General features: G+C 53.2%; 30 protein-coding genes and 2 tRNA genes. 24 read left to right on the top strand and 8 right to left on the bottom strand.

The window, feature by feature from the left end:
* Window positions 1-64 precede the first annotated feature (64 nt).
* Genes QXG22_05660 through QXG22_05650 form a run of 3 tightly spaced genes read left to right on the top strand, consistent with a single transcriptional unit; the run spans window position 65 to window position 3,232 of the window.
* The gene (locus QXG22_05660; GenBank protein ID MEM0359470.1) at window positions 65-1,198 is read left to right on the top strand and encodes an MFS transporter; all 1,134 of its coding nucleotides are present in this window, start codon (window positions 65-67) and stop codon (window positions 1,196-1,198) included.
* A complete protein-coding gene (locus QXG22_05655; protein MEM0359469.1) occupies window positions 1,195-2,358 on the top strand; it encodes an MFS transporter in 1,164 nt (387 codons plus the stop codon). The genes QXG22_05660 and QXG22_05655 overlap by 4 nt, the downstream gene beginning before the upstream one ends.
* A 43-nt stretch (window positions 2,359-2,401) precedes the next feature.
* Entirely contained in the window at window positions 2,402-3,232 is an 831-nt protein-coding gene (locus tag QXG22_05650; GenBank protein MEM0359468.1) for a sugar phosphate isomerase/epimerase, read from the top strand.
* Here the strand turns inward: QXG22_05650 and sepS are convergent.
* Window positions 3,213-4,787 (bottom strand): O-phosphoserine--tRNA ligase, encoded by a 1,575-nt coding sequence (sepS, locus tag QXG22_05645; GenBank protein ID MEM0359467.1) that lies wholly within the window; start codon window positions 4,785-4,787, stop codon window positions 3,213-3,215. The genes QXG22_05650 and sepS overlap by 20 nt on opposite strands.
* A 22-nt stretch (window positions 4,788-4,809) precedes the next feature.
* Window positions 4,810-5,196, bottom strand: a complete 387-nt coding sequence (locus tag QXG22_05640; protein MEM0359466.1) for a translation initiation factor IF-5A — start codon at window positions 5,194-5,196, stop codon at window positions 4,810-4,812.
* A 100-nt stretch (window positions 5,197-5,296) separates the two neighbouring features.
* On the opposite strand from QXG22_05640, the gene QXG22_05635 reads away from it, so the two are divergent.
* Genes QXG22_05635 through QXG22_05625 form a run of 3 tightly spaced genes read left to right on the top strand, consistent with a single transcriptional unit; the run spans window position 5,297 to window position 7,268 of the window.
* Window positions 5,297-6,097 (top strand): NAD(+)/NADH kinase, encoded by an 801-nt coding sequence (locus QXG22_05635; GenBank protein MEM0359465.1) that lies wholly within the window; start codon window positions 5,297-5,299, stop codon window positions 6,095-6,097.
* On the top strand, window positions 6,094-6,594 hold the full coding sequence (locus QXG22_05630) for a hypothetical protein (GenBank protein ID MEM0359464.1): 501 nt from the start codon (window positions 6,094-6,096) through the stop codon (window positions 6,592-6,594). Before QXG22_05635 ends, QXG22_05630 begins: the two co-directional genes overlap by 4 nt.
* 2 nt (window positions 6,595-6,596) lie before the next feature.
* The gene (locus tag QXG22_05625) at window positions 6,597-7,268 is read left to right on the top strand and encodes a DUF47 family protein (GenBank protein MEM0359463.1); all 672 of its coding nucleotides are present in this window, start codon (window positions 6,597-6,599) and stop codon (window positions 7,266-7,268) included.
* Window position 7,269: 1 nt separating this feature from the next.
* Here QXG22_05625 and QXG22_05620 read toward each other — a convergent pair whose 3' ends face one another.
* On the bottom strand, window positions 7,270-8,265 hold the full coding sequence (locus QXG22_05620) for an inorganic phosphate transporter (GenBank protein MEM0359462.1): 996 nt from the start codon (window positions 8,263-8,265) through the stop codon (window positions 7,270-7,272).
* Between the two features lie 4 nt (window positions 8,266-8,269).
* Window positions 8,270-9,424 (bottom strand): M28 family peptidase, encoded by a 1,155-nt coding sequence (locus QXG22_05615; protein MEM0359461.1) that lies wholly within the window; start codon window positions 9,422-9,424, stop codon window positions 8,270-8,272.
* Between the two features lie 66 nt (window positions 9,425-9,490).
* Here QXG22_05615 and psmB point away from each other — a divergent pair, with 66 nt between their 5' ends.
* A complete protein-coding gene (gene psmB / locus QXG22_05610; GenBank protein MEM0359460.1) occupies window positions 9,491-10,105 on the top strand; it encodes an archaeal proteasome endopeptidase complex subunit beta in 615 nt (204 codons plus the stop codon).
* An 18-nt stretch (window positions 10,106-10,123) separates the two neighbouring features.
* Entirely contained in the window at window positions 10,124-12,025 is a 1,902-nt protein-coding gene (locus QXG22_05605; GenBank protein MEM0359459.1) for a beta-CASP ribonuclease aCPSF1, read from the top strand.
* Here the strand turns inward: QXG22_05605 and QXG22_05600 are convergent.
* Both QXG22_05600 and QXG22_05595 read right to left on the bottom strand, forming a co-directional pair.
* Window positions 12,018-12,386, bottom strand: coding sequence for a cell division protein SepF (locus QXG22_05600; protein MEM0359458.1), 369 nt, complete (start codon window positions 12,384-12,386; stop codon window positions 12,018-12,020). The two genes, QXG22_05605 and QXG22_05600, sit on opposite strands and share 8 nt — an antisense overlap.
* Before the next feature lie 48 nt (window positions 12,387-12,434).
* Window positions 12,435-12,902 (bottom strand): DUF1947 domain-containing protein, encoded by a 468-nt coding sequence (locus QXG22_05595; GenBank protein MEM0359457.1) that lies wholly within the window; start codon window positions 12,900-12,902, stop codon window positions 12,435-12,437.
* An 89-nt stretch (window positions 12,903-12,991) separates the two neighbouring features.
* Here QXG22_05595 and QXG22_05590 point away from each other — a divergent pair, with 89 nt between their 5' ends.
* The gene (locus QXG22_05590) at window positions 12,992-13,219 is read left to right on the top strand and encodes an LSm family protein (protein MEM0359456.1); all 228 of its coding nucleotides are present in this window, start codon (window positions 12,992-12,994) and stop codon (window positions 13,217-13,219) included.
* A 233-nt stretch (window positions 13,220-13,452) separates the two neighbouring features.
* Window positions 13,453-13,527: transfer RNA gene (locus tag QXG22_05585), tRNA-Ala, on the top strand.
* Here QXG22_05585 and QXG22_05580 read toward each other — a convergent pair.
* Window positions 13,509-13,970 (bottom strand): pyrimidine dimer DNA glycosylase/endonuclease V, encoded by a 462-nt coding sequence (locus QXG22_05580; GenBank protein MEM0359455.1) that lies wholly within the window; start codon window positions 13,968-13,970, stop codon window positions 13,509-13,511. The two genes, QXG22_05585 and QXG22_05580, sit on opposite strands and share 19 nt — an antisense overlap.
* Before the next feature lie 367 nt (window positions 13,971-14,337).
* A complete protein-coding gene (locus QXG22_05575) occupies window positions 14,338-14,613 on the bottom strand; it encodes a hypothetical protein (GenBank protein ID MEM0359454.1) in 276 nt (91 codons plus the stop codon).
* Here QXG22_05575 and QXG22_05570 point away from each other — a divergent pair.
* The 14 genes from QXG22_05570 to alaS all read left to right on the top strand — a co-directional run bounded on the left by QXG22_05570 (window position 14,533) and on the right by alaS (window position 26,822).
* Window positions 14,533-15,042, top strand: coding sequence for a rhomboid family intramembrane serine protease (locus tag QXG22_05570; protein ID MEM0359453.1), 510 nt, complete (start codon window positions 14,533-14,535; stop codon window positions 15,040-15,042). The genes QXG22_05575 and QXG22_05570 overlap by 81 nt on opposite strands.
* A 25-nt stretch (window positions 15,043-15,067) precedes the next feature.
* Window positions 15,068-15,141, top strand: a tRNA-Val gene (locus QXG22_05565).
* Window positions 15,142-15,183: 42 nt separating this feature from the next.
* Entirely contained in the window at window positions 15,184-16,239 is a 1,056-nt protein-coding gene (locus QXG22_05560; protein ID MEM0359452.1) for an L-threonylcarbamoyladenylate synthase, read from the top strand.
* Window positions 16,240-16,277: 38 nt separating this feature from the next.
* Window positions 16,278-18,173, top strand: a complete 1,896-nt coding sequence (acs, locus tag QXG22_05555) for an acetate--CoA ligase (GenBank protein MEM0359451.1) — start codon at window positions 16,278-16,280, stop codon at window positions 18,171-18,173.
* On the top strand, window positions 18,170-18,967 hold the full coding sequence (locus tag QXG22_05550) for a D-aminoacyl-tRNA deacylase (GenBank protein ID MEM0359450.1): 798 nt from the start codon (window positions 18,170-18,172) through the stop codon (window positions 18,965-18,967). The genes acs and QXG22_05550 overlap by 4 nt, the downstream gene beginning before the upstream one ends.
* Before the next feature lie 29 nt (window positions 18,968-18,996).
* The gene (gene ftsZ / locus QXG22_05545; GenBank protein MEM0359449.1) at window positions 18,997-20,106 is read left to right on the top strand and encodes a cell division protein FtsZ; all 1,110 of its coding nucleotides are present in this window, start codon (window positions 18,997-18,999) and stop codon (window positions 20,104-20,106) included.
* Complete coding sequence (locus tag QXG22_05540) at window positions 20,103-20,270, top strand: protein translocase SEC61 complex subunit gamma (GenBank protein MEM0359448.1); 168 nt, start codon at window positions 20,103-20,105, stop codon at window positions 20,268-20,270. Before ftsZ ends, QXG22_05540 begins: the two co-directional genes overlap by 4 nt.
* A gap of 2 nt (window positions 20,271-20,272) precedes the next feature.
* Window positions 20,273-20,767: a transcription elongation factor Spt5 gene (locus tag QXG22_05535; protein MEM0359447.1), complete on the top strand. Its 495-nt coding sequence runs from the start codon at window positions 20,273-20,275 to the stop codon at window positions 20,765-20,767.
* 35 nt (window positions 20,768-20,802) lie between these two features.
* Window positions 20,803-21,264: a 50S ribosomal protein L11 gene (locus tag QXG22_05530; GenBank protein MEM0359446.1), complete on the top strand. Its 462-nt coding sequence runs from the start codon at window positions 20,803-20,805 to the stop codon at window positions 21,262-21,264.
* Window positions 21,261-21,914 (top strand): 50S ribosomal protein L1, encoded by a 654-nt coding sequence (locus QXG22_05525; protein ID MEM0359445.1) that lies wholly within the window; start codon window positions 21,261-21,263, stop codon window positions 21,912-21,914. Before QXG22_05530 ends, QXG22_05525 begins: the two co-directional genes overlap by 4 nt.
* Entirely contained in the window at window positions 21,911-22,780 is an 870-nt protein-coding gene (locus tag QXG22_05520; GenBank protein ID MEM0359444.1) for a 50S ribosomal protein L10, read from the top strand. Before QXG22_05525 ends, QXG22_05520 begins: the two co-directional genes overlap by 4 nt.
* A 40-nt stretch (window positions 22,781-22,820) precedes the next feature.
* Window positions 22,821-23,126 carry a 50S ribosomal protein P1 gene (gene rpl12p / locus QXG22_05515; GenBank protein MEM0359443.1) on the top strand — a complete coding sequence of 102 codons (306 nt, stop codon included), beginning with the start codon at window positions 22,821-22,823 and terminating at the stop codon, window positions 23,124-23,126.
* A gap of 16 nt (window positions 23,127-23,142) precedes the next feature.
* Window positions 23,143-24,069: a deoxyhypusine synthase gene (locus tag QXG22_05510; protein ID MEM0359442.1), complete on the top strand. Its 927-nt coding sequence runs from the start codon at window positions 23,143-23,145 to the stop codon at window positions 24,067-24,069.
* 29 nt (window positions 24,070-24,098) lie between these two features.
* On the top strand, window positions 24,099-26,822 hold the full coding sequence (gene alaS, locus QXG22_05505; GenBank protein MEM0359441.1) for an alanine--tRNA ligase: 2,724 nt from the start codon (window positions 24,099-24,101) through the stop codon (window positions 26,820-26,822).
* The last annotated feature ends 1 nt before the right edge of the window (window position 26,823 follow it).

Here is a 26,823-nt window from a genome sequence, read left to right as displayed (position 1 = left end):
TCGCGATATGGAGCTCCGAATCCCAAAGAGAAAGGCTCCTATATCCCGTGGGAAAAAGGAAAAGGTGCCAGGAACCAAGAACAGGGCCCTCAGGTTCATCCTCCTGCTGGGAATGGTGAGCCTGCTGGGGGATATCGTTTACGAGGGGACCAGAGGTGTGATCGGTCCCTTCCTGGCCTCCCTGGGGGCAAGCGCTGCCGTGGTGGGGGCGGCCTCCGGCCTGGGTGAGTTCCTAGGATATGGCCTACGTCCCCTCTCGGGCTACCTCTCCGACCGCTGGGGGGGTTACTGGCCCCTCACGTTTCTAGGCTACCTGGCCCTCCTCTCCCTCCCCTTCCTGTGCCTAGCGGGCTCCTGGGAACTGGCCGTCCTCCTTCTCCTGGTGGAGAGGATGGGAAAAGCCGTGAGGACCCCTCCCAGGGACGCCATGCTCTCCCATGCGGCTTCCAGGGTGGGGAGGGGATGGGGCTTCGCCCTTCACGAGGCCCTGGACCAAGTGGGGGCGGTGATCGGTCCCCTCCTCATCGCTTTCCTTTTCTCCCTCAGGGGGTACAGAGGAACCTTCTCCTTCCTCTTCCTCCCGACCTTCCTGCTGCTGGTCTTTCTCCTCCTGAGCTGGAGGCTCTACCCACACCCCTCGAAGCTGGAGAGGGGGGAGGGAAGGGGGAAGAGCGAGGAAAGCTTCAGACTCTATCTCCTCTTCGTGGTCTTCTCCACCTGCGGCTTCCTCACCTTCCCCCTCCTAGCCTACCATCTCACCTCTCCCTTTTCGGAAGCCGAGGTCCCCCTCCTTTATGCCCTCGCCATGGGCACGGATGCCCTCTTCGCCCTCTGGGCGGGTAAAACCTACGATCGGAGGGGTCTCTCCTCCCTCCTCCTCGTCCCCCTCCTTTCCCTCCCCATCGCCCCCCTCGTCTTCCTATGGGGGGGAAGGATGGCCGGTCTCCTGGGCGTAGTATTTTGGGGAGCGGCCATGGGCATGCAGGAGACCGTGATGAGGGCGGCAGTGGGTGAAATGGTTCCCTCCCGCAGGAGGGGCACTGCCTATGGCCTCTTCTCCTCCCTTTACGGCCTCTCGGGTTTTGCTGGCAATGCCCTGATGGGCGTGCTCTATTCCTCTCCCAACCTGCTCGTGACCTTCTCCGTCACGGCCGAGCTCCTCTCCCTTCCCTTCCTCCTTCTGCTGGTGAGAAGGTGAAGAACAACGTTAGGACCCTCCTCCTCTCGGCTGCCTTCATCAGCCTCTCGATGGGTCTGGCCTATCCCTATTTTTCCGAATACGCCTACTCCCTCACGGGGAACCCCTTCCTCGCCGGGATGATAAGCTCCCTGCGTAGCCTCACCTGTGTATTTTCCTTCCTCGCCGGGGGAATGGTGGCGGACAGACTGGGAAGGAAAAAACCCATCGTGTGGGGGACCTTCCTCTTGGGTCTTTCCCTCCTCCTCTATTCCCTTGCTGGGAACGCTAAGGACCTCGTGTTGGCCTCCCTCCTCGAAGGAACTGCCTACTTCTATTTCCCAGCCTTCAATGCCATGATCATGGATTCGGTAAAGGAAGGATTTCTAGGGGTCTTCACGCTGGCGGTCGTGGTGGAGCATCTTCCCTATTCCCTTTCCCCCGTGCTGGGAGGAATGATGAGGGATCGCTGGGAAATCCTAGGGCTCAGGATGGCTTTTCTAGCAGGAGGTACCATGGTCCTCCTCATGGCCCTCGTCAGGCAATGGTGGCTGAGCGAAACCTTCAAGGAAAAGAAGATCTCCCAGAACCCTTTCAAGGGCCTCCTTTCCTTTCACCGCCTGCTGAAGGGCCTGATCCTCCTCAGAATCTTTTTCCTCATAAGCGCTCTCTCGATGTTCAACTTCTTCCTCGTGCTCTACGCGATCAGGGACCTCAAACTCATGAGCTTCACGGAATTCGGTCTCGCCCTTGCCCTCTCCTCCCTCATCTATCCCCTCTCCCTTCCCCTCAGCAAGAGGCTGGGAAAGGTCCCACCTTCCTTTCTCTACAGCCACCTGCTACTGATGGGGAGCCTTTCCCCCCTCCTCGTCCTGACCCATTCGATCCCGTGTATTTTTCTCTCCCTCGTCATCCTCAACCTGTGCGGTTCCCTTACCTATGGGATAGAAAGGGGATCCGTGGCCCTCCTCACCCCGCAGGTCCTCCGGGGGAGGGCGGAGGCCTTCATGGACCTCTCCTTTTACCTCGGCTCCTCTCTGGGAACCGCGACGGGAGGATATTTCTATTCCATCTCCCCTTCCCTGGTTATGTGGGTTTCCTTCTTCCTCTTCCTTTCCGGTGCTCCCCTCTCCTTCCTCCTCTTCCGTGAGTGGCCCAAAGAGGTTCCAAGGAAGTTTTGAATGCCCTTCTAACCTTTTAAGCCTCGGGGATGATGGCTTCCAGATGAAACCAGCCCTCTCAAGCCTGCTCTTCGTGAGGAAGAAGCTGGAAGAAGCTCTTCCCCTCGTCCAAGAACTGGGGTATGAGGGCCTAGAGGTGATTTACGAAGTTCCACATTTCACCCTCAGGTGGGAGGAAGACAGGGAAAGGTTGAGGAAGCTGGGAAAGGAACTGAAGGAAAGGGGGCTAGAACCCTCCGTCCACACCAGCTTTGTGGATCTCAATCCCATAAGTCATTTGCCAGAGGTTTTCGAGTTAAACCGCAGGCTGGCGGAGAGGGGTATGGAGGCCTGTAGACTCTTGGGAGGAGAAGTGGTGGTGGTTCATACGGGATCCTGCAGGGTGCCCACTCCAGAATTCCTCGAGCTGAGCAAGCAGAGGGCCCTCTCGCTCCTCCGTTCCCTGGCCGAAAAAGCCCGCGAGGTGGGGGTGAAACTGGCCGTGGAGAATGGGATGACAGCCTCCAGCCCCTTTTCCAGACCGGAAGAGCTGAAGGAGGTGGTGGAGGAAGTGGGGGCTTGGATAACCTATGATGTGGGACATGCCAACCTCAGAGAAAGGGCGGAGGGAAGGAAGCTCGATGTCCGCTCCCATATCAGGAGCATGGGTAAGAGCCTCCTGCACTTGCACGTACACGACAACAAGGGAGTGGATGACGACCACCTGGTGCCGGGGGAAGGGGAAATCGACTTCTCTTCCCTCTTTTTCTGCCTGAGAGAGATGGGATACAAGGGAATGATCGTTGCCGAACTCTGGGATCCAAACAAACCCGTAGAAGTGGCGAGAAAGGGGATGGAGAGCCTTAGGAAATATCTTAAAGGAACTCAGCCGTGATGGTGGTGAACACGGGACCCCTCACATCCACCTTCTTCTGCTTGGAAGTGAGATAGCGCTGGGCCACTTCCTCCACCACCACGTTGATGTCCGAGGGTGACTTCACGTTCCTCACCCTCACCTTGACGGGTTTTCCCTCCTTCGCCGCCTCCTCTATCCTACGGGCTGCTAAGGAGGCAAGGGCCTGCATGTAAGTGATACCCGTGTTCACACCCTCCCTCCTCACCTTCTTCAAGAACTCATCGTCCCTCCATCCCTCCGGTGGAAGACCCACCAGATTTCCATCGAAGACGTAGAGGGTGTTAAAGCCTGCCGGACCTATGAGCTTCGTTCCCTCCTCCGGCTCCACCAGTTTCACCACCACCTTCCTTCCCCCCACCTCTCCCCTGTAAACCTCGAATTCACAGGGGCTGGGGGCATCGGCATGCCTCTTGGCCACCTCCACGATGGCCTCCGCTATCCTCTTTCCCTCCTCCGTCTGGGGTTTTTCCCCTATTCTGACCATTTTGGCCAGCTCTTGGTCGGAAAAGGATGGCTCGACATACAAATGGGGATAGACCAACCTCCTCACATCTTCCTCCCCCATCCTTACCATGAGGAGTCTTTCCAACCCTATTCCCAAGTTAAAAACGGGATAGGGAATGCCATAGCGACTGAGGGCCACAGGACTGTACATTCCTCCATCCGCCACTTCCACCTCTTCCCCCTTGGAGATCAGGAAGACTTCAAACTCCATCCCGGGAGCGTAATACTTGGAAGTGGTCATCTTCGTCCTCAACTCCACTTCCTTGAATCCCAACCTTTCGAAGATCCTCCTGGTGAGTTCTTTCCCATCTTCCAGCGAGAGATCCTCGTCCATCTCCACCAGAGAGGCGGTCCAAGATTCGTATAGGTGGGTCCTGTCCAGCCTCTGTTCCCTCCTGAACTTGGGTCCTATCGAGAAGAGCTGAATGGGAAGGGTTTCCCTCTTGAGGAACTCCGCCAGGGTAGGAAACCAGAGGGAAGTGGTGTGGGAGCGGAGGGAAAGGGTGGAGGGAACGGGTTCCATCTCCTTGAACTTGGGGAAGATCCCCTGTACGATCTCAGAAGCTTCTTCCTCCGAAATTCCAAGCTCCTTAACCATCACTTCCAGTAGATCGTCGGCACTTACCTCCCCTCGTTTGTATCTCCTCAGTATGGACTGGAGCTCCTCAAACCTGTTGAAGCCCGGAACTAGCCTCAACACCGCCTCCTTCTTTTCCTTGCTCATACCTATATCCGGTCTCTCCAAGCCCGCAAGGAAAAAAACCCTGTCCAGGATCACGGGGGCCTCTGGTCCATATTGTTTCACCACTTCCGCCGAGTCAACGATCATGGGAAGGACCACCTCGGTGAATCCCTCGTCGAGCAGGATTTTCCTTACCTCTATCACCAAATCCATGAGGGGATGGGTCTTGGTCTTCCTGGCATGCCGATGGGTACCCTTCTCCACCTTCAGGAGCCTCGCGCTTTCCTTCCAGGCCTTCTCGAAATCCTCTTCAGCCTGCGCCCTTATCTTCTCCACTTCAAATTTCAAGCTCTCAGACCGGTGGATGGAGCTACTTCACTCTCTCTATCTTCCGCCTTCCCAGGGCCTCTATGTATTCGACCTCCACACCTTCCTTGATTTCTCCCCTGAGCTCCATGGGGATGGGAAGCTCGAAGGTTTCGTAAGTGGTTAGATCCATGAGCTGGGCATTGTTCTTCACCACGGCCAAAACCTGAGCATTTCCCCTCTTCACGATGGGTACCTCTACCTTGGCACTCGTGGGCTTGATCACCGTCCTCTTTTGACCATCGAAGAAACTGATGGCATCTATCTTGGCCTTGGCATGTCCATGCTTGCCCGGAGCAGAGGTACTGTATCCCACGATTTTGCAGGGTTCACCGTCTATGATGATGAACCTGCCTTCCCTGAGCTTCCCCACTTCTACTACCTCTTTCATCGGGATCTACTACACTAAACCGCTTCCTTTAAAGAAGTTTTTGATTTTGGTGCTCCGGTGGGATTAAAAGAAGCCAACCCGAGTAAGGGATGGTGAAAACGTGAAGATAGGAGTGGTAGCCCGTCTAGATCTTCCCTCCGCCTTGGACCTCGTCCGTAGGCTCCTCAAAGTCTTTCCAAAGGAAGCTTTCGTGCTCGAAAGTAAATTGGCCATGAAAATAGGGGAAAAGGGGGAAGAAGTGGAGAGGATGGAGGTGGATGCCCTTCTCACGATCGGGGGAGATGGTACTCTCTTGAGTGCCCATCTGCTCGCCCCCCATCTCCCCATTTTGGGAATCCACATGGGAAAGAAGGGTTTTCTGGCCGAGGTCCCCCCTTCAGAAGCCGAAAATGCCGTTAGGGAAATGCTCGAGGGAAGGCTGGAGGTGGAAAGGAGGATGTCCCTCGCCACGGAAGTGGAGGGGGAAAGGCTACCCGATGCCATCAACGATGCCTTTCTCAGCTGGTTCATCCCTGGCAAATCCATTTCCTTCAGGCTTTCGCTGGAAGGGAGGGTCCTCTACGAGGCAAGGGGGGATGGTCTGATAGTGGCCACACCTACCGGAAGCACCGGACACTCCCTCTCCGCGGGTGGTCCGGTGGTGGAACCTACCATGGAAGCCCTGTTGCTTACCCCTCTATGTACCTCTCCCCCCATACCCCGCATGGTTGTACCCGGCTCCAGGAAGGTAGAAGTGGAGGTGGTGAGGGCAGACAACCTCGCTTCCATCTCTCTGGATGGGCATTTCATGAAAAAGGTAAACCCAGGAGAAAGGTTGCTCTTCTCCAAGTCTGAGAAACCAGCCTTTTTCCTAAAATGGAAGGATAACTTTTACGAAAGGTTGAGGGAAAAGATATGGTGAAGAAAGTGTGCGTGCTGGATACTTCTGCCCTCATAGGGGGTTTTTCCCCCGGAAGGGAAGAAGCAGAACAAGTCACCGTCCCCTCCGTTCTGAATGAACTCAAAGAGGGGATCTCCCGCTTCAGACTGGAGGCCGGTCTGGCTGGTAAAAAGGTCAAAATCCTAGAACCATCCGCGGAAAAGATAAAAGAAGTGAGCAAGCTGGTGGAAAAGACGGGGGACAAACTCTCCAAAACCGATGTGGAGCTGCTTGCCTTGGCCCTTTCTCTGTGGGGGGAAGGGGAAAAAGTGGAGGTGGTCACGGATGATTACGGTATCCAAAATGTAGCCAGTCTGTTGGGGATTCCCCACAGGGGACTGTTAATGCCAGGGATAAGGAAAGTGGTGAAATGGTCTAGGATGTGTCCTGCCTGCGGGAGAAGATATCCTGCAAGGGCCAAATACTGCTCCGTCTGTGGTTCCGAACTCAAGAGGATAGGTGAGAAGGCAAGGGTGTGAGGGTGTGGAAGAGTAAAGAGAAGGAAACTTTGAGGCTGTTGGGGCTCCATTCGGAAGCGATGGTGGCCGTGGTGAGGAAGTTCGAGGAGCTGCTCCAAGCCCTTTCCTCCTTCGAATGGGAAAAAGCCTGCTGTTTGGGAAGGGAGGTCACCTTACTGGAAAGTCAGGCGGACGAAAGGTTGGAGAAGTTCAACCGTGCTTTGGCGCGAGGTGCTTTTCTCCCAGCCTATAGGGGGGATCTGGCTAGGCTGGGATCCCAGCTGGACAACGTAGCCGATGTGACGGAGGAAGTGAGTAGGACCATCCTGAGCAGGGAGAGGACTTGGAGGGTGGTGAAAAGGATGGGAAGGAAGATGGAGAGGCTGAGGGAAGGAATAACAAAGATGGGGGAGCTGGCCACGCGCTGTGCCGAAGCCCTTTCCTCCTCCGTACAAACCCTCCTTTCCAACATGGACCTGGCGGAGGCCCAGGCGAAAGAAGTGGGAAGGAAGGAACATGAATCCGATCTCATAGAACAGGGGCTGATAGTGTACCTCTACGAGAAGGAAAAGGGTCTGGATCCCTTAACGGTCATCCAGCTGGATCAGATCATCCATGGAATAGGGGATATCTCGGACCAAGCGGAGGAAGCCAGCCATCTCCTCCTCATCCTCATCTACGGTTTCAGAGTATGAGTCAGTGGAGGTAAAGGAGGTACAGGAGACTTCCCGCGACGAAGGTGAGAAGGGGACAAAGGACCCAAACCGCCATCAGTTCTCTAACCTTCCCACCCCTCACCATCGAAACATCCATGGCCAGGCCTGCTCCCACCACGCTGGTCACGATGGCATGGCTCATGGAGACGGGCAAACCGTACTGGGTGAAGAAATGCACACTCAAACTAGCACCCAGTTGAGAGGCGATGGCGCTGGTGGGTGAGAGGGGGGCCAGACCACTCCCCACCGTCCTCACCACCCTCTCCCCCAAAGTGAAAGCACCGGCCACGGCCAAGAGGGCCCCTCCCAAGGCCATTTCATGGAGAAAGGAAGGGGTGAGCTCCCCCTTCCTCGTGGCGAGGAATCCCCCCATGATGGTACCCAAACCGTTGGCACCCATCACGTAAGCCATGTAACACCCGCTGGAAACCACGCCCAGAGAAAAGAGGAAGTTCAGAGTGGCTGGATTCTTCACGGAAAGGAAAAAGCGCCTGAAGAGCCTGTAGAAGGAGAAGGAAAGGAAGAGGGAGAGGAGGGGGGCAAAACACCAAGCCAGGAGGATCTGCAACACCTTTACCCCACGCAACCCCACCTCGGAAGACCCCAGGAGCAGATGGCCGATCATCCCTCCCCCGATTATCCCCCCGAGGATTACTTGGTGAGTGGAAAGGGGAATTCCGTACCAGGCACTCACCATCACGGCCAGACCTGAGAGGAGCAGGACTAGGGAAAGGGGGAGGGGATGATCCGAGAAGAAGGGACCTGAAACCACCCCCCTTCCCACGGGTTCCACCACTTTTCCTCCTTCGATTATTGCTCCAAGGAAGAGGAAGAAGGAAAAGAGCAGGACGGCCTTTCTGTAAGAAAGAATCCTTGCCCCCACTGCCGTCCCCATCGCATCGGCGGTATCGCTGGCCCCTATTCCGGCCGCCAAAAGGAGGGAAGCCGAAAGGGAAAGGAAGAGGGGAAATTCCATTGCCTCACCCCATTCCCGCTCCCACGAACCTCAGGAGGGCCCTCCCCACCTTTTCCAGGGTATGAAGCTCCAGCCTTTGGGGAAGGTCCTCTTCCGTATGCACATACTTCCATCCCCTCCTGCTCAAGTGCGCGAAAAGCTTGGAAAGAAGAGGAACCTTTCTCAACCCCGTGTCGGCGGTGAGGGTGGTTGCTTTGAAACCCTTACGTAACAAGGGTAAATGGTCATGAACGGAAAAAACCGTCCACCATCTACCCGGCTTTAATCCCTCCTCCTTCAGGCATCTCTCCACTTCCTCGTTGAGATCTGGAGGTGTTTTTGTTCTCCGGAAGATTCCCCCTCCCGTCACCAAGTATACTTTCCCTATTCCCACCGTGTCCACGTTGAGGATTTTATCCTCCTTTTCCAGTCCTCCCCTCAAAGCCAGGGTCTTTGACCCCCAAAGACCCTCTTCTTCAGCCCCCGTGAAGACCAAGAGCAGGGGTGGCTTGGGGTTTAGTTGGGAACATACCCTCGCTACTTCTAAGAGCAGGGAAACCCCCGAAGCATTGTCGTTGGCTCCAGGTGAAACCCTAGAGGAGAGGGAGAAAAGGTAGAGGGAGGGGAAAAGGGCGAAAAAGAAGAGGGAGAGAAAACCCCCCCAAGGCCAAAGGGAAGAAAGGGGAAGCCTCAGCAAGAGGAGGAGGGAAGGGAGGAGAAAGGATAGGGGAAGAAAGAAAGAGGAGATTTCCAACAACCGGGGATGGGAGACGCAAGGGGCTGAGTCCCGATGGGCTATTAATACCTTTCTTCCCTCCTTTCCTCCCAACTCCGCCAGCAGGTTACAGCTTTTTTGCTTTGGGAGGATCTTCTCCGAAAACTCGGAGAGGAATAGAAAGAAGATCCAGAGGAAGAGGGAGAGGGAAGGGGAAAGGAAAAGGGAAGGGGAAAGGAAAAGGAAGCCCAAACCGAGGAGGAAGCCCAAACGACGTGTCTTGCTGATGAATCCGATCTCCTGAACGCGAACCCTCAAACCGTATTCCCTGAGCTTGGAGGAAAGGTATTCTACCGTCCTACTGTCCCCCCTTCCCCCCGCTCTCCTAGGCCCTATTTCATACGCCAGCTTGTCTAGATGTTCGAAAACGTTTTTTACTTCGAAGTCTTCCAGCACTTCTCCCATCGAATAGGCAAAATTTAAATATGAAATCACAAAAAAGAAATGGTCATTTTCTAAGGAGTTGAGCTGGTGGATCAGAAAAAAATCACTGGCACTACCACTGTGGGAGTGGTCTGCAAGGATGGCGTGGTGCTGGCCGCGGACACCAGGGCCACGGCCGGACACTTAATCGCCAGCAAAAGAGCCAAGAAGCTCTACCAAATCTCCGACAAAATAGCCGTTACCATGGCTGGAGGTGTGGGGGACGTACAGGCCTTGGTAAGAATCCTCAGGGCTGAGGCTTCCCTTTACACCGTTAAGGAAGGAAAACCCATAACCGTAAGTGCGGTGGCCAAGATGGCTTCCAATCTCCTCCACTCCCAATTCTTCTTCCCCTACCTAGCCCATCTCCTCGTGGGAGGGATAGACGAGAGGGGACCGAGGCTCTATTTCGTAGGTATGGAAGGTACCCTCACGGAAGAAAAAATGGTTGCCACGGGTTCGGGTTCACCCGTCGCCTACGGAGTCCTGGAAAATGAAATCAAGGAAGGGGCCAAGGTCAAGGAAGTCCTCCCCGTGGCCATAAAAGCCGTAAAAACAGCCATGCAAAGGGACATAGCCACTGGGAACGAAGTGGAAGTGATGGTGATAAGGGAAAGCGGCATTCAATCCCTCTCACCGGAAGAAATCCTGAAGCTCTCCTGATCCTCAAAACGTGAGAACATGTCGGCGGGAGATTTGCTACAAGAGGCAAAAGAGCTGATCAGGCAGGATCCCGTGCTAGCGGAGTCGGTCTCAGAAGTGGAGTTCGAGGGACCTAAAATCGTCATGTATTGTAAAAACCTTAACCTCCTCACCGAAAAGGGTGAGGTTATCAAGGATTTGGCGAGAAAACTGCATAAGCGTATCCTCGTCCGGCCAGATCCAAGACTTCTGATGGAAGAAAAGGAGGCCGAGAAGAGGATAAAGGAACTCATCCCACCAGAAGCAGGGATAACGGCCATTCTCTTCGACAAAGCCACAGGAGAGGTGGTGATAGAAGCTCAGAGACCTGGAGTGGCCATAGGAAAGGACGGCTCCAACTTGAGAATGTTGATGAAGGAAATAGGATGGGCCCCAAAGGTGGTGCGTACTCCCCCCATCCAGTCCGAGCTCGTCCAAGGAATACGCTTCTCCCTTTTCCAGAACAGCGGAAGGAAGTTGGAAATCTTACATGGGATAGGAAGGAGGATTCACAGGCAACCCAGGGGGAGGGGAGATTGGTTGAGGATTTCCTTCTTGGGTGGAGCCAGGGAAGTGGGAAGATCTTCCATTCTCCTTCAAACCCCAGAAAGTAAGGTGATGCTGGACTGTGGAATAAACGTGGCCTCGGAAGAGAGGGCCTATCCCCATCTGGAAGCTCCCGAGCTCAGGCTTGCGGAATTGGATGCCGTAGTAATCTCCCATGCCCATCTCGATCATGTGGGGTTCCTACCCTACCTTTATCGGTATGGCTATGAGGGACCCGTTTATTGTACCCCACCCACCAGGGACCTAGCCGTACTCCTGCTCCAAGATTACCTGGAGGTCGGGGAAAGGGAGGACAAGACTGCCCCCTTCACCCAGAAGGAGGTAAAGGCCTTCGTACAACATTGCATTACCTTGGAATGGGGGGAGATCACGGATATCTCCCCGGACATCAAGATTGCCCTTTACAACGCAGGCCACATTCTGGGTTCCTCTATAGTCCACATCCACTTCGGAGAAGGATTACATAATGTGGTCTATACTGGAGACATCAAATTCGATCGCACCAAGCTTTTTCTTCCGGCCGTTTGTTCCTTCCCCAGGGTGGAGACCCTCATCATGGAAAGTACCTATGGAGGACCCGATAGCCTTCAACTCCCCAGGGCCGAGGCCGAAGAGAAGTTCCTCCAGCTGGTGAAGGAAACGTTAGGAGAGGGTGGAAAGGTACTCGTCCCGGTTTTCGCCGTGGGAAGGTCGCAGGAAATAATGATGCTCTTAGAAGAGGCCCATCGAAGGGGAGAGTTTGAGGGTGAGGTATACTTGGATGGAATGATTTGGGAAGCCACTGCCATCCACGCCCTCTATCCTGAATACCTCTCACCGAGCCTCAGAAAGCTGATCTTTCAGGATGAAAACCCCTTCCTCTCCGAAATCTTCATCCAAGTCAGGAAACCCGAAGACAGACAAGCCATCGTGGACGGTGGCCCCTCCGTAATCTTGGCCACGGCTGGAATGATGACTGGAGGACCCGTACTGGAATACTTCAAGCACCTCGCTCCGGATCCCAAAAACACGCTGGTCTTCGTAGGGTACCAAAGCGAGGGTTCCCTGGGAAGGAGGATTCAGAAGGGCTGGAGGGAAATTCCCCTACGGGGGAAGGACGGTAGGATGGAAGTGGTAGAAGTGAAGATGAGGGTAGAAACGATAGACGGTTTCAGCGGCCATTCGGATAGGAACCAACTCATCAATTACGTGAAGAGACTTTCCCCCAAACCCTCCAGAATCGTATGCTGCCATGGGGAAGAAAGCAGGTGCTTAAACTTAGCCAGCACCCTCCACAAAATCCTTCGGGTGGAAACGAGGGCTCCCCCCAACCTTGAAGCTATAAGACTCAGGTAACGGGTCCCGTCTCCTGTTCCCTGAATTGGATGGTCACGTATTTGGGAGTAGCCACTATCCAAGAGTCTCCCAGTCTTCCTATGTCTCCTCCTATGGCATAACACATGCCCTTGAGCTGGGCTATGGCTTGTTTAAGGCCCTCTATGTCCCTGCTCATGAAAGAAGCGATGTTGAGGATAACGATATTACCGGCTCTCAGCTCATCACCCACCTTTTTGAGGTCTTCTGAAGATTCCAAAGACATGCTTTTTATCTGAATGGGTTCAATCCCCAACCTTTCTTCCTTGCTTATCTCGGTTTCCACCACTTGTACTCCTTCCACTTCCCCCCGCTTTGGGAAGAGTTTTTTAAAGACTTTCATAGGACTCAATTTTCCTCATCTTCCCCATTATTTAAGGATTTATTAAACTTAAGTTCCTCCTCCCGCCAATTTCCAAATCGCATCTCCCACATGATGTAGATTTCTGACCACCTTACCTTTTCTCCCCATCATTTCACCTCCAGCCACCAAAGCCTCCCCAACTGCAAGTGCCTTTCCGTGCCTTTCGTCCACCACGGCCACGATTTCCCCAGGCTTTATCTCGCCTTCTACCCTAACCACTCCAGGAGACATCACATCCGCCCCCCTGGCCAAATGGGGTACTGCACCCATGTCTACCACCACCTTCCTTTTCAGCCTGTCCGCCCAGCCGAGAAAGGGGAAGATTTTCCCACCTTCCTCCAGTAAAGAAAGGGAACTGTCTACCAAGATCAGCCTCCTCCCTTTCTCCTCCATAACTTCAAACCTTTTTCCCTCCACTTCCAGACCCAATTCTTTCTCCACCCTTTCTTTTAGTTCCCTGATTTCCGACTTCCTCAGACAGTACCTCCTTACCATCCAGTTGATGATTCCCAGCCATATTAAAAAGGAACCAGGCTTGTTTTAGAAAGAGATTAATAACGGGGGAAAAGAGAGTAGTGAATTCGATGGGAGCACAAAGGCCAATGGACCTGCTGAACCGTGCTCTGGGGTCCTCGGTACTGGTGAGTCTCAAAGGAGGACGGGAATTCCGGGGTAAGCTGGCTGGTTTCGATGTCCATGTTAACCTAGTGCTAGAGGATGCAGAGGAGCTCCAGAACGGTGAACCAACGAGAAGATTTGGAACTATGATGATAAGAGGGGACAACGTAGTTTACATCTCCCCTGCGGAGTGAAACCATGACAAAGGGTACTCCCTCGATGGGTAAAAAGCACAAACCGGTACACGTCAGGTGTCGCAGGTGCGGAAGGAGGTCTTTCCACCTTCAAAAAGGCAAGTGTGCGGCTTGCGGGTTCGGCAGGACCAGAAGGATGTATAAGTACAGCTGGAAGACTAAATCCGTACAGAGACTAAGGCTGAGATAAACCGGTCAAAAATCTATATCCTCCCTTACCAAAGGAGGATGGTGGGCCGGTAGATCAGCCTGGTATGATCGCCCGCTTGGCATGCGGGAGGTCGCGGGTTCAAATCCCGCCCGGTCCACCTTTTTGAATGGATTTTTCCCACTCCTCTATTCCTCCCTCTACCACCTTGAAAACGGGATGTGGTTCCACCTTGTCCAAGGGTACTTTCTTTACCTCCTCGAATTTTTTCCTGTCCCTTTTCCGAATCTTCTCCAACAGATGCAAAAACTCAAACCCCAGTTGCCCCCTAGTTACCGGCACTTCCTTTTCCAAAACCAGAGGCTTTATCTTGGAAACATCGAACTCGTAGCCCCTTCTCTCGGCTTCCAAATACACCTGGTAGAGATAGGCATTGATCAAAACGGGGGGATCTTTATACCTTCTGAACCTCAGCAATTGCGGATGTTTGCTGTAGCCCTTTAAGCGGCCCTCCAAAATTCCCTTGGCCAAAAGGCCCTCCCTCCAAAGGGCAACCAATCCCCTCGCATCCAAATACTTGGGACTAAGTGACCACAACCTCACTTTTATTTTCTGAAAACCGAGAAAAAAAAATTTGTTTGCCTATAACTCAAATCGAGATGGGCCCATATTTCTTCCTGAGGGGATGAAACCCTTCACCCTTCTGGAAAGACCAAGCCTTTACCGGAAAGGATTGGATAATGGAATTCCTGTCGGGGGTATACTACGACGGGAATGTCCACAAAGGTGCAGGGTGTGGGCAAGAACTGGCCTTCGCTCTCGTCCAAAAAACCTCATCTGTCCCATCCGGGGAGCTTTAAGATGGGGAAAGGAAAGGGTCTGAGCTTCTGGAATTCCAGATGATAAGGGTGAAACCCTTGGACTCCATGAATAGCAAGACGCTCTTCCCGCCTGAGAATACTAACCTAGCTCAATAAAAATTCTCGATTCCGATGGAAAGAAAAACTCGGAGAACAAGTTTCCTGAAAGAATGTTTCCCCTTAAGGATGAAAACCCTACCCGCCGTAGACCCATCCTTACCACCCTCCTCATAATCCTGAACTTCGGGATCTTCCTTTGGTCTTACTTTTCGGGATCCTTCGAAGAAATCGTGAACGAATACGGAATGAAACCCTTTTTGGTATCCCAAGGCAAGGAACTTTATACTCTTTTCACCTCCATGTTCCTCCATGGTGGCTTCCTCCATATAGGAGGGAACATGCTCTACCTCTGGATTTTCGGGGACAATATAGAGGACGCCTTCGGCAGAAAGAAGTTCTTGATCTTTTATTTCCTCTGCGGGCTTGCGGCTTCCCTCTCACACCTCCTTTCCAATCCCTCCTCAACCATTCCAGCCATAGGAGCCTCAGGAGCCATTTCAGGAGTTTTGGGTGCCTATCTTGTCCTTTATCCCAGGGCTAAGGTGCTCACCGCCGTCATGTACTTCTACTTCATCAGGGTGATCAAGATTCCGGCCTTTTTCTTTTTGGGCTTTTGGTTCATACTCCAAGCCCTCAGCGCCTCCCTTTTTCTGGTGGCGGGGGCTCCTTCCGAAGTGGCATATTGGGCCCACATAGGGGGATTCCTAGCCGGTGCGGTGATGGCACTCCCCAAGAGGGGTTCCCGGCGGGGTTAAAAACGGGAGAAGAGGAGAAAAATTGGGGCCCGTGGTCTAGTGGCCAATGACGTCGCCTTGACGAGGCGAAGATCGAGGGTTCGAATCCCTCCGGGCCCACTATCTCGCTGACTTCTTTTATTCTAGGACGAAAGGACGAAGATGAAAACGATAGTCCTGAAGGTGGATCCGGTAAACCCTGAGCCGGAGAAGATAGCCCTAGCCGCCAAGAAGCTTAGGGAAGGTGGGCTAGTGGCCTTTCCCACCGAAACAGTGTACGGACTGGGGGCAGATGCCCTGAACCCCAAAGCCATACTCCACCTTTTCGAAGCCAAAAAAAGACCCCCCGACAACCCACCAATCGTGCACATTGGGGACCAAGGGGAACTTTATCTGTTGGCGAGGGAAGTTCCTTCCGAAGCCAAGAAACTGGCTGAGAAGTTCTGGCCAGGGCCTCTCACCCTTGTTCTGAAACGCTCCCTTTCCGTCCCCTCCATCACCACCTGTGGGCTGGAAACCATAGCCATACGCATGCCCAAACATGAAGTAGCCCTAGCCCTCATCCGCAGGAGCGGAACACCCATAGCAGCACCAAGCGCCAACTTAGCGGGAAGACCCAGTCCCACCAGAGCCGAACATGTATTAGAGGATCTAGGGGGTAGAATAGACCTAATTCTAGATGCAGGACCCACTCCCATAGGCGTGGAGTCGACGGTACTTGACCTAACGGTCCAACCGCCCCAAATCCTCCGACCAGGAGGAATCCCCAAGGAGGCCCTAGAAGAAGTGTTGGGAGAAGTGGCTTTCCATCCTTCCGTGCTATTGGAAAAAGAACCGGAAATAAAAGAGGCCAAGTCTCCGGGCATGAAGTATAGACACTATGCTCCCAAAGCAGAGATGTGGGTGGTAGAAGGCGAACCTCAAGCCGTGGAGAAAGAGCTGAGAAGACTTTCTGAGGAACTCAGAAAAAAGGGTAAGAAAGTGGGGATTTTAGCCACGAAAGAGACCCTTTCTGGGTGTAGCGCGGATGCAACCTCTTCGCTGGGAAAAAGGGGTGATTTGGAAGAGGCTGCCAGAAGGCTTTTCGGAGCCCTAAGGGAGTTGGATACCCAAGGCGTGGAAATCATTTTGGCAGAAGGAATGCCCCTGAAGGGGCTGGGAGTGGCGCTGGCAAATAGGCTGAGGAAGGCCTCGGGATATAGGATCATAAAGGTCTGAACCTATTCCTTTTTTAAGTAAGGGATCAAGAAGAAGGAATGGCTCTGGCACTTCCACCCGAACTCCAAAGAATGATAGATCTAGGCAGAAAAAACCCAGAGAAGCTTTGGGGAGAGGTCGCCGAAGAGCTTCACTGGTTCGAGAAGTACAAAAAAGTCTTCGAGAAGGAAAAATATCCTTTCTTCAAGTGGTTCGTAGGTGGAACCACCAACATTTCTTACAACTGTTTGGACCGCCATGTGGAAAGGGGAAAGGGTGATAAACCCTCACTGATTTGGGAGTCTGCCGAAACGGGAGAAAATCGGACCTTCACCTATAGGAAGCTTCTGGAAGAGGTAAAGAGGTTCGCCTCCGCTTTGAGGGCCTTAGGGGTAAAGAAAGGGGATAGGGTAACCCTTTACATGCCCATGGTACCCGAAGCCGCAGTGGGCATCTTTGCTTGTCTCAGGATAGGCGCCATTTATTCGCCCGTTTTTGCGGGCTTCGGTTATCATGCGCTTGCAGAGAGAATAGCTGATGCCGATCCCAAGGTAGTATTAACCGCCGATTTAGCCTATCGGAGGGGAACCACCATACGCCTGAAGGAAATTTTGGACAGGGCTTTGGAGTTTCCCAACCATGTGGAGAAGGTAATAATCCTGAAAAGGGGTGAGGGGGGAGCCATTACCAAACCAGAAAGGGATCTGTACTGGGAAGAAGCCCTCAAGCTTGGGAAAAGGGAAAATGCGGAACTCGTTCCCATGGAAGCCAATGAACCTGCTTTCATCCTATATACCTCCGGAACCACCGCAAAACCTAAGGGAGCTTTGCACAACCATGGAGGGTATCAAGTTTACGTGTACGCCATGGGGAAATGGGTGTATGGTCTGGAGGAAAAGGACATCTGGTTCTGCCTTTCAGACATTGGATGGATCGTTGGATCTAGCTACGTGCTTTTTGGACCGTTGCTGGTAGGTGCCACCACTCTGATGTACGAGGGCACCCCCGATTATCCTTCCCCCGACATCCTTTGGAAATTGGTAGAAAAACACAGGGTAACGAAAATGTGGGTTTCACCCACACTCATCAGAACCCTCATGAAGTATGGGGAGGAACTCCCCTCCAAGTATGACCTAAGTTCCCTCAAGTTCGTGGCCTCGGCGGGCGAACCTCTCAATCCTGCAGCCTGGGAATGGTTACAGAAGAAAGTGCTGAAAGATAGGGCACCGGTGGTAGACCACATGTGGCAAACCGAAACCGGTGGACCGATTGTGGGCAATCCCTACGGTATCTCCCTCCTCCCCATCAAACCCGGATCAGCGACCATCCCCCTACCCGGAGTGGAAGGGGAAGTGGTGGACGAGAAGGGAAATCCCGTACCCCCCGGAGTGGAAGGAATCTTTGTGGTGAAAAAACCCTTTCCGGGTCTCATCCAAACCCTTTGGAGGGCGGAAGGAAGATACGTGGAAGAATATTGGAATAGGATCCCTCCCTATTACTACACGGGGGATGCTGCCAAGAAGGACGAAGACGGATACATTTGGTTCATTGCCAGAACGGACGAGGTAATAAAGATTTCAGGGCATAGAATAGGGGCCATAGAAGTGGAAAGTGCTCTCCTCACCCATCCCGCGGTGGCGGAAGCTGCCGTGGTGGGAATGCCAGACCCCATCAGAAAGGAAGTGGCCTGTGCCTTTGTGGTGCTCAAAAGCGGTTTTTCTCCCTCGGATGCCCTCAAGGAGGAGATAAGGGAGAAGGTGAGGAACTTGATGGGTCCGCTTGTGGTTTTCGGTGGTTTCTTCTTCGTGAACAGGTTGCCCAAAACCAGGAGCGGCAAGATCATGAGAAGGCTACTAAAAGCCCTTCTCTCCAACCAACCCCTAGGAGATTACTCTACTATTGAGGATCCAGCCGTGGTGGATGAACTCAGGAACCTCCTGCAACAGGGAAGATGACTTCACGAGAAAGGACTTGGGTCTCCAGGCTCCTTCTAGCCCCGCTGGAAGATCCAGCTGCCCAAAACATCTGCCGCCATCTCCTCAAATCTTACCCCTTCCAAAAACGGGGAGAAGTATATTATTATGGGAAACTCGCTCTCCTTTTCTCGGAGGAAAACCCGCTGGAGATGAGGTTCCTCCCCTTTCCCGTCGAGGAGGTGATAATCCTCTCAAGACATGTCAGCATCTCAGGAGTACCTACCCTTTCGGTACATGTTCCAGGAGAACCCCAAAGGGAAAAGCTGGCGTTTGCTAAACCTGAAACGGTGGGATCGATTCTGCGCTCTCTCCAGGAGGCAAAGGAAGAAATGAACCTTCCCCACCAAGTCTGTTTAGAGGCCACCCATCACGGTCCCACCGATCTGAGCGTCCCAGTAACTTTCGTGGAGATAGGCAGCACCAGAGAAGAGTGGACCAAAGAAGAGGCTGGAAAAGCCGTGGCGAAAGCCGTTCTTTCCCCTCCTGGAGAATGCTTGAGGGCAATAGGAGTGGGAGGACCACATTACGCACCTAGACACACCGAAACCGTCCTCAAAACCAAGTACTGGATAGGTCATCTCCTTCCAAAATATGTGACCTTCACGGAAGGGCTCTTGAAACAAGCCCTCTCTAGAACTCAAGGAGGAGCCGATTTAGTCCTCTCGGACGAAGACGGTCTAAACTCGGAACAGAAAAAAATAGTAAGCGAAACGTGTAGGAAATTGGGAGTGACGAAGCTCACGGTAAAACGCTCTCTTTCTCAAAAGCTTTAAAACCAAAGAAAACTCCTTTCACTGATGAAATGAGTGCTCCATCCTTTGTAGACTCTGTCAAACCAGGCATAGAAATAGGAAGGGAGAAAAAACCTGCCAAGAGAGGGTACACAGACCAGGAACTCAAGGAAATCCACGAAAAGGCTGCGGTAAAAATCCTTGTGGTGGGATGTGGAGGAAGTGGAGGAAATACCCTCTCCAGAATGATGGAAGTAGGAATTTATGGGGCCGAAACCATTGCGATCAACACGGACGCCCAAGACCTCCTCTACACTTTAGCCGATCGCAAGATCCTCATAGGTAAACAAACTACCGGTGGAATGGGGGCAGGAGCGGACCCTGCAAAGGGGGAGCAGGCTGCCAGGGAGGACGAAGATTTGATAAAAGATCACCTGTACGGAGCCGACATGGTTTTCATCACTTGCGGGTTGGGTGGAGGTACGGGAACGGGTGCCGCGCCGGTCGTGGCGGAAATAGCTAGAAAACTCAACGCCCTAACGGTTGCCGTGGTAACCTTGCCTTTCAGGGTGGAGGGAAACAGAAGAATGCTCAACGCGAGGCAGGGTTTGGAAAGGCTGAAGCAGAACGTGGATGCCATGATCGTCATCCCCAACGACAAGCTCTTGGAATTGGCTCCGGCCCTACCCATGGGGGCTGCCTTCAAAGTAGCCGATGAAATCATCATGAATGCCGTAAAGGGAATAACGGAAACTATAACCAAGCCAGGTCTTATCAACTTGGACTTCGCCGACTTGAAAACCGTTTTAAAGGATAGCGGTACCGCGCTTATAGGAATAGGAGAATCCGATACCGAAAACAGGGCTGAAGAAGCCGTGGAAGAGGCCATCCACAGTCCCTTGCTGGAAGTCGACATTTCGGGGGGCAAAAGGGCCCTGATCAACGTGGTAGGTGGACCCAGCCTTACCCTCAGCGAAGCCGGGATAGTCTTCGGCAAGGTTTCTGAGGTGCTGGACCCCGATGCCCTGGTGATATGCGGCGCCCAAATTTCCGAAGAAATGAAGAATAACTTGAGGGTGTTGTTGGTAGTGACGGGAGTCTATTCTCCCCATTCCCAGCCCAAGCCACCCACCCCCAAACTAAAACCAGAGCAAATAGATCTAGGGTTGAAGAGGATATGAGCACCAAACTGAGCGAAATAAGGCGTGTTCTCCTGGTAGCTAGGAAACCGAACCAAGAGGAATTCACTGAAGCCTCGAAAGTTACTGGAGTGGGGATTTTGCTTATCGGAATGGTGGGCTTTCTCATCATGGCCATCAGCAGGCTTCTGTTGGGGGGTGCCTAAGTTTGGAAGAAGAAAAGGAAGAGGCCCAGCGGTCATCCATCTATGCCATAAGGGTCACGGTAGGTCAAGAAAAGAATACTGCTGATGTGATCATCGCTCACGCCAAAAAACAGAACCTTCCCATCCTAGCCGTGATGGCTCCTGCCAACCTCTCAGGTTATCTCTTCGTCGAAGCATACGGAAGGAGCTCCGTGGAAAAAGCCAGGGCAGGGGTAAAGCATGCCAGGGGGATGGTCTCTGGAGAGCTTTCCATAGAAGAACTGGAGCAATATCTCTTTCCCAAACCTCCCGTAACGAGGATGGAGGTGGGAGACTTGGTAGAAATCTGTTCAGGACCCTTTAAGGGGGAGAGGGCGAGGATTGTACAGGTGGATAGGGAGAAAGAGGAAGTGACGGTTGAGTTCTTCGAAGCCACCGTACCCATACCCGTGACCGTCAAGTCAGAAGCTGTAAAGGTGATACAGAAAAAGGGTGCCGAAGGAGAACAATCCCCATAGAGAAGCTTTTTAGTGGATGAGGGGGTGGTGTTTCGATGAAGGCTAGGATAAAGCTACTGGTAGAAGGAGGAAAGGCCAATCCAGGACCCCCCCTTGGCCCAGCCCTGGGACCCCTAGGGGTCAACGTGGGGCAGGTAGTTCAGAAAATAAACCAAGCTACCGCAAAGTTCAGTGGCATGAAAGTACCCGTCATCCTTACCGTGGACAGAAAAACGAAGGAATTCCAGATAGAAGTGGGCTCTCCTCCCGTCTCGGTCCTAATAAAAAAGGAGCTGGGGATAGAAAAGGGAGCTAAAACTGCGGGTAAGGAAGTGGTTGGCAACCTTACCCTTTCCCAAGTCATCAAGATAGCCAAGGAGAAAGGTGGAGACCTTAAGAAGAAGGTGAAGGAGGTACTGGGAACTTGCAAGAGCATGGGGGTGACCGTTGAAGGTAAAGATCCGAGGGAAGTCCAAAGGGAGATCGACGAAGGCAAATACGAGGAGGAGCTGAAATGATTTCCAAAGAGGCACTTAAAGAAGCCATAAAGCAGGCAAAGGAAAACGGAAAGGGGAGAAAGTTCAAGCAGGGAATAGAAATCCAAATAAGCTTAGAAAATCTGGACTTGAAGAAGACCGAAGAAAGGATTTCCTTCGAGGCTTTTCTCCCCCATGGCACCGGAAAGACCAGAAGGATTGTCGTTTTTGCGGAAGGTGAGATGGCCCTGAAGGCCAAGGAAGCAGGGGCAGACCTTGTACTCTCCAGGGAAGAACTGGAAGAATTGGGCAAAAATCCCAAAAAGGTCAAAAAACTGGCAAAGGAATACGATCTCTTTTTAGCCCAACCCGACCTCATGCCTCTGGTCGGAAGGTTGCTGGGACGTATCCTCGGTCCAAGGGATAAGATTCCGAGACCTCTACCCCCTAACGTAAACCTCCAGCAAGTCCTACAGAGATATCGAAAGCTCCTCTTTCTCAGGACCAGGGACCAGCTCGCCATTAGGGCCAGAATAGGGGATGAAGGAATGCCCGATGAACAAGTGGCTGAAAACGCCCTCAGTGTACTGGAGGCTTTGGAGACCGCCCTCCAAAAGGGAAAAGGTCGCATCAAAGCCGTCTATCTGAAGACCACCATGGGCAAACCCGTAAAGCTGGAGGTGAGGAGATGAAAAGAACCACCTATCCTTCTTGGAAAGTGGAGACCCTGAAGAAATTGAAGGAGAAAATTCTCTCCTCGAAGGTGGTGGGGGTCCTAGACTTCGAGGGCTTTCCTGCCCCCCTCTTCCAAAGGATCAGGGAAAAGTTGAGGGGAAAGGCCGAAATCTTGGTGGCTAGGAATACCCTCATCAAGTTGGCCCTTTCCGAGGCCTCAAAGGAGAGGAAAGGACTGGAGAAACTTTCAGAGCACGTAAAAGGTCAGAGCGCCCTTGTCTTCACAGACCTTCCACCCCTTAAGCTCAACCGCCTCATCAAAGAGGAAAGGGAAAGGGCTCCACCCAAGCCTGGGAGGGTCGCTTCCACCGACGTCATCATCAAAGCCGGAGAAACGGACTTTCCTCCCGGACCCATCGTCAGCGAACTTCAAAGGGTGGGAGTGAAGGCCAAAGTGCAAGCAGGAAAGGTGGTGGTTTCCGAGGACTTCACGGTGGTGAAAAGGGGAGAAGTGATAACGAGGGAAATCGCAGACCTTCTCTCCAAGATAGGGATAGAACCGGTGGAACTCATCCTCAAGCTCAGAGCGGCATATGAAGGGGGTCTGATCTTTTCCGGGGAATTGTTGGAATTGGATGAAGAAGTGGTTTCCAGCGAGCTCAGGAAGGCCCATGAGGAGGCCCTCACCCTCGCCCTTGCCTTGGATTATCCAACCAAGTTCACCATGCCTCATCTACTCCTGAAATCCCACACGAAGGCCCTAGCCCTAGCCCGTTCCCTTTCCCCAATCTTCCTCACCAAGGAAACCGTTTCCGAGCTCCTGATTCAGGCCCATCTGCAAGCCCTCTACCTTTCCTCTCAAGTAGAGGGGAAAGGTTCATAAAGGGGTAGGAGTAAAAAAATGATCCTCTGGAGGTGTAAAAATGGAATACGTACATGCCGTGATGCTCCTGCATGCGGCCGGTAAGAAGCCAGATGAGGAGAGTCTAACGAACGTGCTCAAGGCTGCGGGCATAGAAGTAAACGAAGCTAGGGTGAAGGCGCTCCTCTCCGCTTTGGAAGGGATAAACATCGATGAGGTCCTGAAAAGTGCCTCCACAGTGGCCGTTGCTCCTGTGGCCCAAACGGCTCCTGCTCCCCCCAAAGTAGAGGAGAAGAAGGAAGAGAAGAAAGAGGAAGAGAAGAAGGAAGAAGAAGCCATGGCTGGGCTGGCTGCCCTCTTCGGCTGACCTCCTTTCTGGGTTCATGAAAGGGCGAGCCGTGAAGGATCTCAGGATTTCCTCGCGCACAGGGATAAAGGAACTCATAGAACAGTTTAGCTCCTGTGGTGGCTTCAACGCCCAGCTCCTAGCCCAAGGTGTGGAGATCCTGAAGGAGATGCTTTCCGACAAGGAATGTCTGAAGATGCTCTCCTTCCCAGCCTGTCTGATGGCCACGGGAACCAGAGGCGTGATAAGGGATTTCGTGAAGGAGGGATTCTTCGATCTGGTCCTCACCACCTGCGGAACCCTTGACCATGACCTAGCGAGGAGCTACGGGGAGTATTATCATGGAAGCTTCCACGTGGACGATGGGGAGTTGAGGAAGAAGGGGATAAACAGGTTAGGAAATGTTTTCATACCCGATTCCTCCTATGGGATACTCATAGAAGAAAAAATGAGGGAATTCTTGGAAAAGGTTTACCTATCGGGGAAGAGGGAATTTTCCACTTACGAGCTCTGCTGGGAGTTGGGGAGATGGATAGGGAAGGAAGAATCCTTCCTCTACTGGTGTTACAAGAGAAAAGTTCCCGTCATCGTACCCGGGATAATCGATGGTGCCGTGGGTTACCAGCTCTGGGCCTTTTGCCAAGATCATGATTTCAGGATCAACACCATGAAGGATGAAGATCTCCTCTCCGAAAGGATTTGGTCTTCCAAGAGGACTGGGGGACTCATCGTGGGGGGAGGGATAAGCAAGCATCACCTGATCTGGTGGGCGCAGTTCAAGGGGGGATTGAGCTATGCGGTCTACCTCACTACGGCCCACGAATACGATGGGAGTCTTTCGGGGGCTAGAACCCATGAAGCCATTTCTTGGGGGAAAATAGGAAGGAAGGCCAAACACATCACGGTAGAGGGAGATGCCACTATCTGTCTTCCGCTCATCTTAGGGGCCCTCAAGGGAGGGTAGTTTTAACTTTCAAAGGGGGAGGATTCTGGATGCAGAACATGAAAAAGGCGGGAAAGCTCTACCGTGTAGAACTCTTCAGGGAGAAAGGGTTCGAGAGGAGGAAGTGCGAGGGGTGCGGGAGGTGGTTTTGGACCCTTCATCCCGAGAGGAAAACGTGTGGCGACACCCCCTGCGACGAGTATTCCTTTATAGGAAAACCCCTCACCAAAAGGAGGCTCTCGCTCAAGGAAGCCGAAAGGATCTTCCTCAAGTTCTTCGAGAGGAGAGGACACAAGATCATCAAGAGGTATCCGGTTGTGGCGAGGTGGAGGGAAGACATCTTCCTCACCATAGCCTCCATAGCCAACTTCCAGCCTTGGGTAACGAGCGGACAGGTCCCCCCACCGGCCAATCCCCTGGTGGTCAGCCAACCGAGCATACGCCTAAACGACATAGACAACGTGGGGAGATCGGGAAGACACCTAACCCTCTTCCACATGGGGGGGCATCACGCCTTCAACTCCAAGAGGGAGAGGATCTACTGGAATGACAGAACGGTGGAACTCTGCCACGAATTCTTCACGAGAGAATTGGGGATAAGGGAAGAAGACCTCAACTACGTAGAGGATTTCTGGGAGGGAGGAGGGAATGCGGGGGAAGACTTCGAAGTTAACGCCGGAGGACTGGAGCTGGCCACTCTCGTTTTCATGAGATATGGGGTGGTGAACGGAGAGTACAGGAAGCTCCCCCTCCAGATAGTGGACACGGGATATGGGCTGGAGAGGATTGCCTGGGTTTCACAGGGTAGTACTTCGGTTTACGAAGCCATTTTTGGTCCCCTCCTCCGCAGACTGGAAAGGGAGGCCGGCATCGAAAGGCCCCCCGAGGAACTCCTAGAGCTGCACTCGAAGATAGCGGGGTTGATCGACGTTGAAAGCGGGAGGGATTTGGCACTGCTCAGGGAAAAGGTGGCGGAGCGCTCTGGAGTGAACAAGGAAAAGCTCGACCGTTGGATGACCCCCCTCGAAGCCCTTTACGCTATAGCGGACCACCTCAGATGTCTGGCCTTTATGCTGGGAGATGGGATCACCCCGAGTAATGTGAGGGAAGGGTATCTGGCCAGATTGGTGTTGAGGAGAACCCTCAGGCTCCTGAGGGAAGCTGGACTCAAGCTTCCACTCTCGGAGCTGATGGTCATGGAACTTGAGTTCCTCTCCCAGCCGGAATTGGAGGAAAAAAGGGAATACATCCTCAGGGTGGTGGAGTTGGAGGAAAAGAGGTATCTGGATGCCATAACCAGGGGGAGGAGGCTGGTGGAAAGGACCCTCTCCTCCCTCGAAACCCCCTCCCTACCCCAAGAGAAGCTCTTCGAGTTCTACGACAGCCACGGTCTTCCACCGGAGGTGGTCAAAGAGGTGGGAGAGGAAATGGGGGTGAAGGTGGAGGTACCTGAGGACTTTTACATCAAAGTGGCCGAAAGGCATGCCTCCGGGAAAAAAGAAGGGGGGGAGAGAAGGGAGGAGAAAAGGCTTCCGCGTACCAGGCTTCTCTTTTACGAAGATCCCTACCTGAAGGAATTCAAGGCAAAGGTGGTTTGGAGCGAGGGGAAAGAGGTAGTCCTGGACCGCACGGCCTTTTATCCCGAAGGGGGAGGACAGGAGGGAGATTCGGGCTTTTTGGAGGGGAAGGGAGAGAAGGTTGAGGTGGTAAAGGTTGAAAAGGTGGGGGAAGCGGTTGTTCACCATCTGACCTCCAACCCCTTCAAAAAGGGGGATAGGGTTCTGGGCAGGGTGGATTGGGAAAGGAGGAGTTCCCTCATGCGCCATCATTCCGCTACCCATGTGTTGCTGGAAGCGGCGAAGAGGGTACTGGGAGACCATGTATGGCAGCATGGCGCCCAGAAATCTCCAGACAAGTCCAGACTGGACATCACCCACTTCAAGAGACTGGAACCCGAGGAAGTGGTAGAGATAGAAAGAAAGGCCAACGAAGTGATCCTAGCCAATCTACCCATCCGTGCCCGCTTCATGGACAGGAACGAAGCGGAAAAGAGGTATGGTTTCGTGCTCTATCAGGGAGGGGTGGTACCGGGAAAGAAACTCAGGGTGGTGGAAGTGGTGGGATGGAACACCCAAGCCTGTGCGGGTACCCACTGCAGCAGCACGGGAGAGATAGGAATGCTGAAGATCCTGCGTACGGAACGCATCCAGGATGGGGTGGAAAGGCTGGAGTTTGCGGTCGGAAAGGCGGCTTTGGAGGAGATCAGGAAGAGGGAGGAGGAAAGGACAAGATTGGCCTCCCTGCTTGAGGTACAGGAAGAAGGACTGGAAAAAGCGGTGGTGAAGTTGGTGGAGGAGAGGAAGTTGCTGTATAAGGAGGTGGAAGCTCTGAGGAAGAAGCTCGCCAGCCTGACCTCCCCCCTTCTGAGGGAAAGGGGAACCAAGATAGGAGGGTTCCTGGTGATAAGGGAAGAAATGCCCGGAATGGGGGTGGACGAAATGATAAAATTGGCGGAGGAAATGAGTAAGGATCCGTATACGGTGATTGTTTTGGGGAGCTCCAACAGGGTAGCCAGCTTAGTGGTGGCGGCAGGTCAAAAGGCGGTGGAAAAAGGAGTGAACTGTGGGGAGATAGCCTCAGCGGCGGCAAAGGCCCTGGGAGGGGGAGGTGGGGGGAGGAAGAACTTCGGACAAGGGGGAGGTCCAAGGGTTGAGGGATTGGGGGAGGCCCTGGAAACGGCCTTCCAAAACCTGAAGAGGATACTGGAGGGATAGA

The organism is Candidatus Hadarchaeales archaeon (assembly GCA_038736355.1).
Classification (GTDB): domain Archaea; phylum Hadarchaeota; class Hadarchaeia; order Hadarchaeales; family WYZ-LMO6; genus WYZ-LMO6.
The sequence above is the reverse complement of the archived record's forward strand: the minus strand, read 5'-3'. Positions and strand labels throughout refer to the sequence as shown.

Coding starts and splice junctions, on each gene's coding strand:
- QXG22_05510 (MEM0359442.1), top strand. CDS start 23,143: ATGAAAGGGCGAGCCGTGAAGGATCTCAGGATTTCCTCGCGCACAGGG.
- QXG22_05620 (MEM0359462.1), bottom strand. CDS start 8,265: ATGGAATTTCCCCTCTTCCTTTCCCTTTCGGCTTCCCTCCTTTTGGCG.
- QXG22_05595 (MEM0359457.1), bottom strand. CDS start 12,902: ATGGTAAGGAGGTACTGTCTGAGGAAGTCGGAAATCAGGGAACTAAAA.
- QXG22_05525 (MEM0359445.1), top strand. CDS start 21,261: ATGATTTCCAAAGAGGCACTTAAAGAAGCCATAAAGCAGGCAAAGGAA.
- QXG22_05600 (MEM0359458.1), bottom strand. CDS start 12,386: ATGAAAGTCTTTAAAAAACTCTTCCCAAAGCGGGGGGAAGTGGAAGGA.
- QXG22_05570 (MEM0359453.1), top strand. CDS start 14,533: ATGAAACCCTTTTTGGTATCCCAAGGCAAGGAACTTTATACTCTTTTC.
- QXG22_05560 (MEM0359452.1), top strand. CDS start 15,184: ATGAAAACGATAGTCCTGAAGGTGGATCCGGTAAACCCTGAGCCGGAG.
- QXG22_05530 (MEM0359446.1), top strand. CDS start 20,803: ATGAAGGCTAGGATAAAGCTACTGGTAGAAGGAGGAAAGGCCAATCCA.
- acs (MEM0359451.1), top strand. CDS start 16,278: ATGGCTCTGGCACTTCCACCCGAACTCCAAAGAATGATAGATCTAGGC.
- rpl12p (MEM0359443.1), top strand. CDS start 22,821: ATGGAATACGTACATGCCGTGATGCTCCTGCATGCGGCCGGTAAGAAG.
- QXG22_05550 (MEM0359450.1), top strand. CDS start 18,170: ATGACTTCACGAGAAAGGACTTGGGTCTCCAGGCTCCTTCTAGCCCCG.
- QXG22_05605 (MEM0359459.1), top strand. CDS start 10,124: ATGTCGGCGGGAGATTTGCTACAAGAGGCAAAAGAGCTGATCAGGCAG.
- QXG22_05650 (MEM0359468.1), top strand. CDS start 2,402: ATGAAACCAGCCCTCTCAAGCCTGCTCTTCGTGAGGAAGAAGCTGGAA.
- QXG22_05520 (MEM0359444.1), top strand. CDS start 21,911: ATGAAAAGAACCACCTATCCTTCTTGGAAAGTGGAGACCCTGAAGAAA.
- QXG22_05575 (MEM0359454.1), bottom strand. CDS start 14,613: ATGGAGGAAGCCACCATGGAGGAACATGGAGGTGAAAAGAGTATAAAG.
- ftsZ (MEM0359449.1), top strand. CDS start 18,997: ATGAGTGCTCCATCCTTTGTAGACTCTGTCAAACCAGGCATAGAAATA.
- QXG22_05540 (MEM0359448.1), top strand. CDS start 20,103: ATGAGCACCAAACTGAGCGAAATAAGGCGTGTTCTCCTGGTAGCTAGG.
- QXG22_05615 (MEM0359461.1), bottom strand. CDS start 9,424: ATGGGAGAAGTGCTGGAAGACTTCGAAGTAAAAAACGTTTTCGAACAT.
- QXG22_05640 (MEM0359466.1), bottom strand. CDS start 5,196: ATGAAAGAGGTAGTAGAAGTGGGGAAGCTCAGGGAAGGCAGGTTCATC.
- QXG22_05590 (MEM0359456.1), top strand. CDS start 12,992: ATGGGAGCACAAAGGCCAATGGACCTGCTGAACCGTGCTCTGGGGTCC.
- alaS (MEM0359441.1), top strand. CDS start 24,099: ATGCAGAACATGAAAAAGGCGGGAAAGCTCTACCGTGTAGAACTCTTC.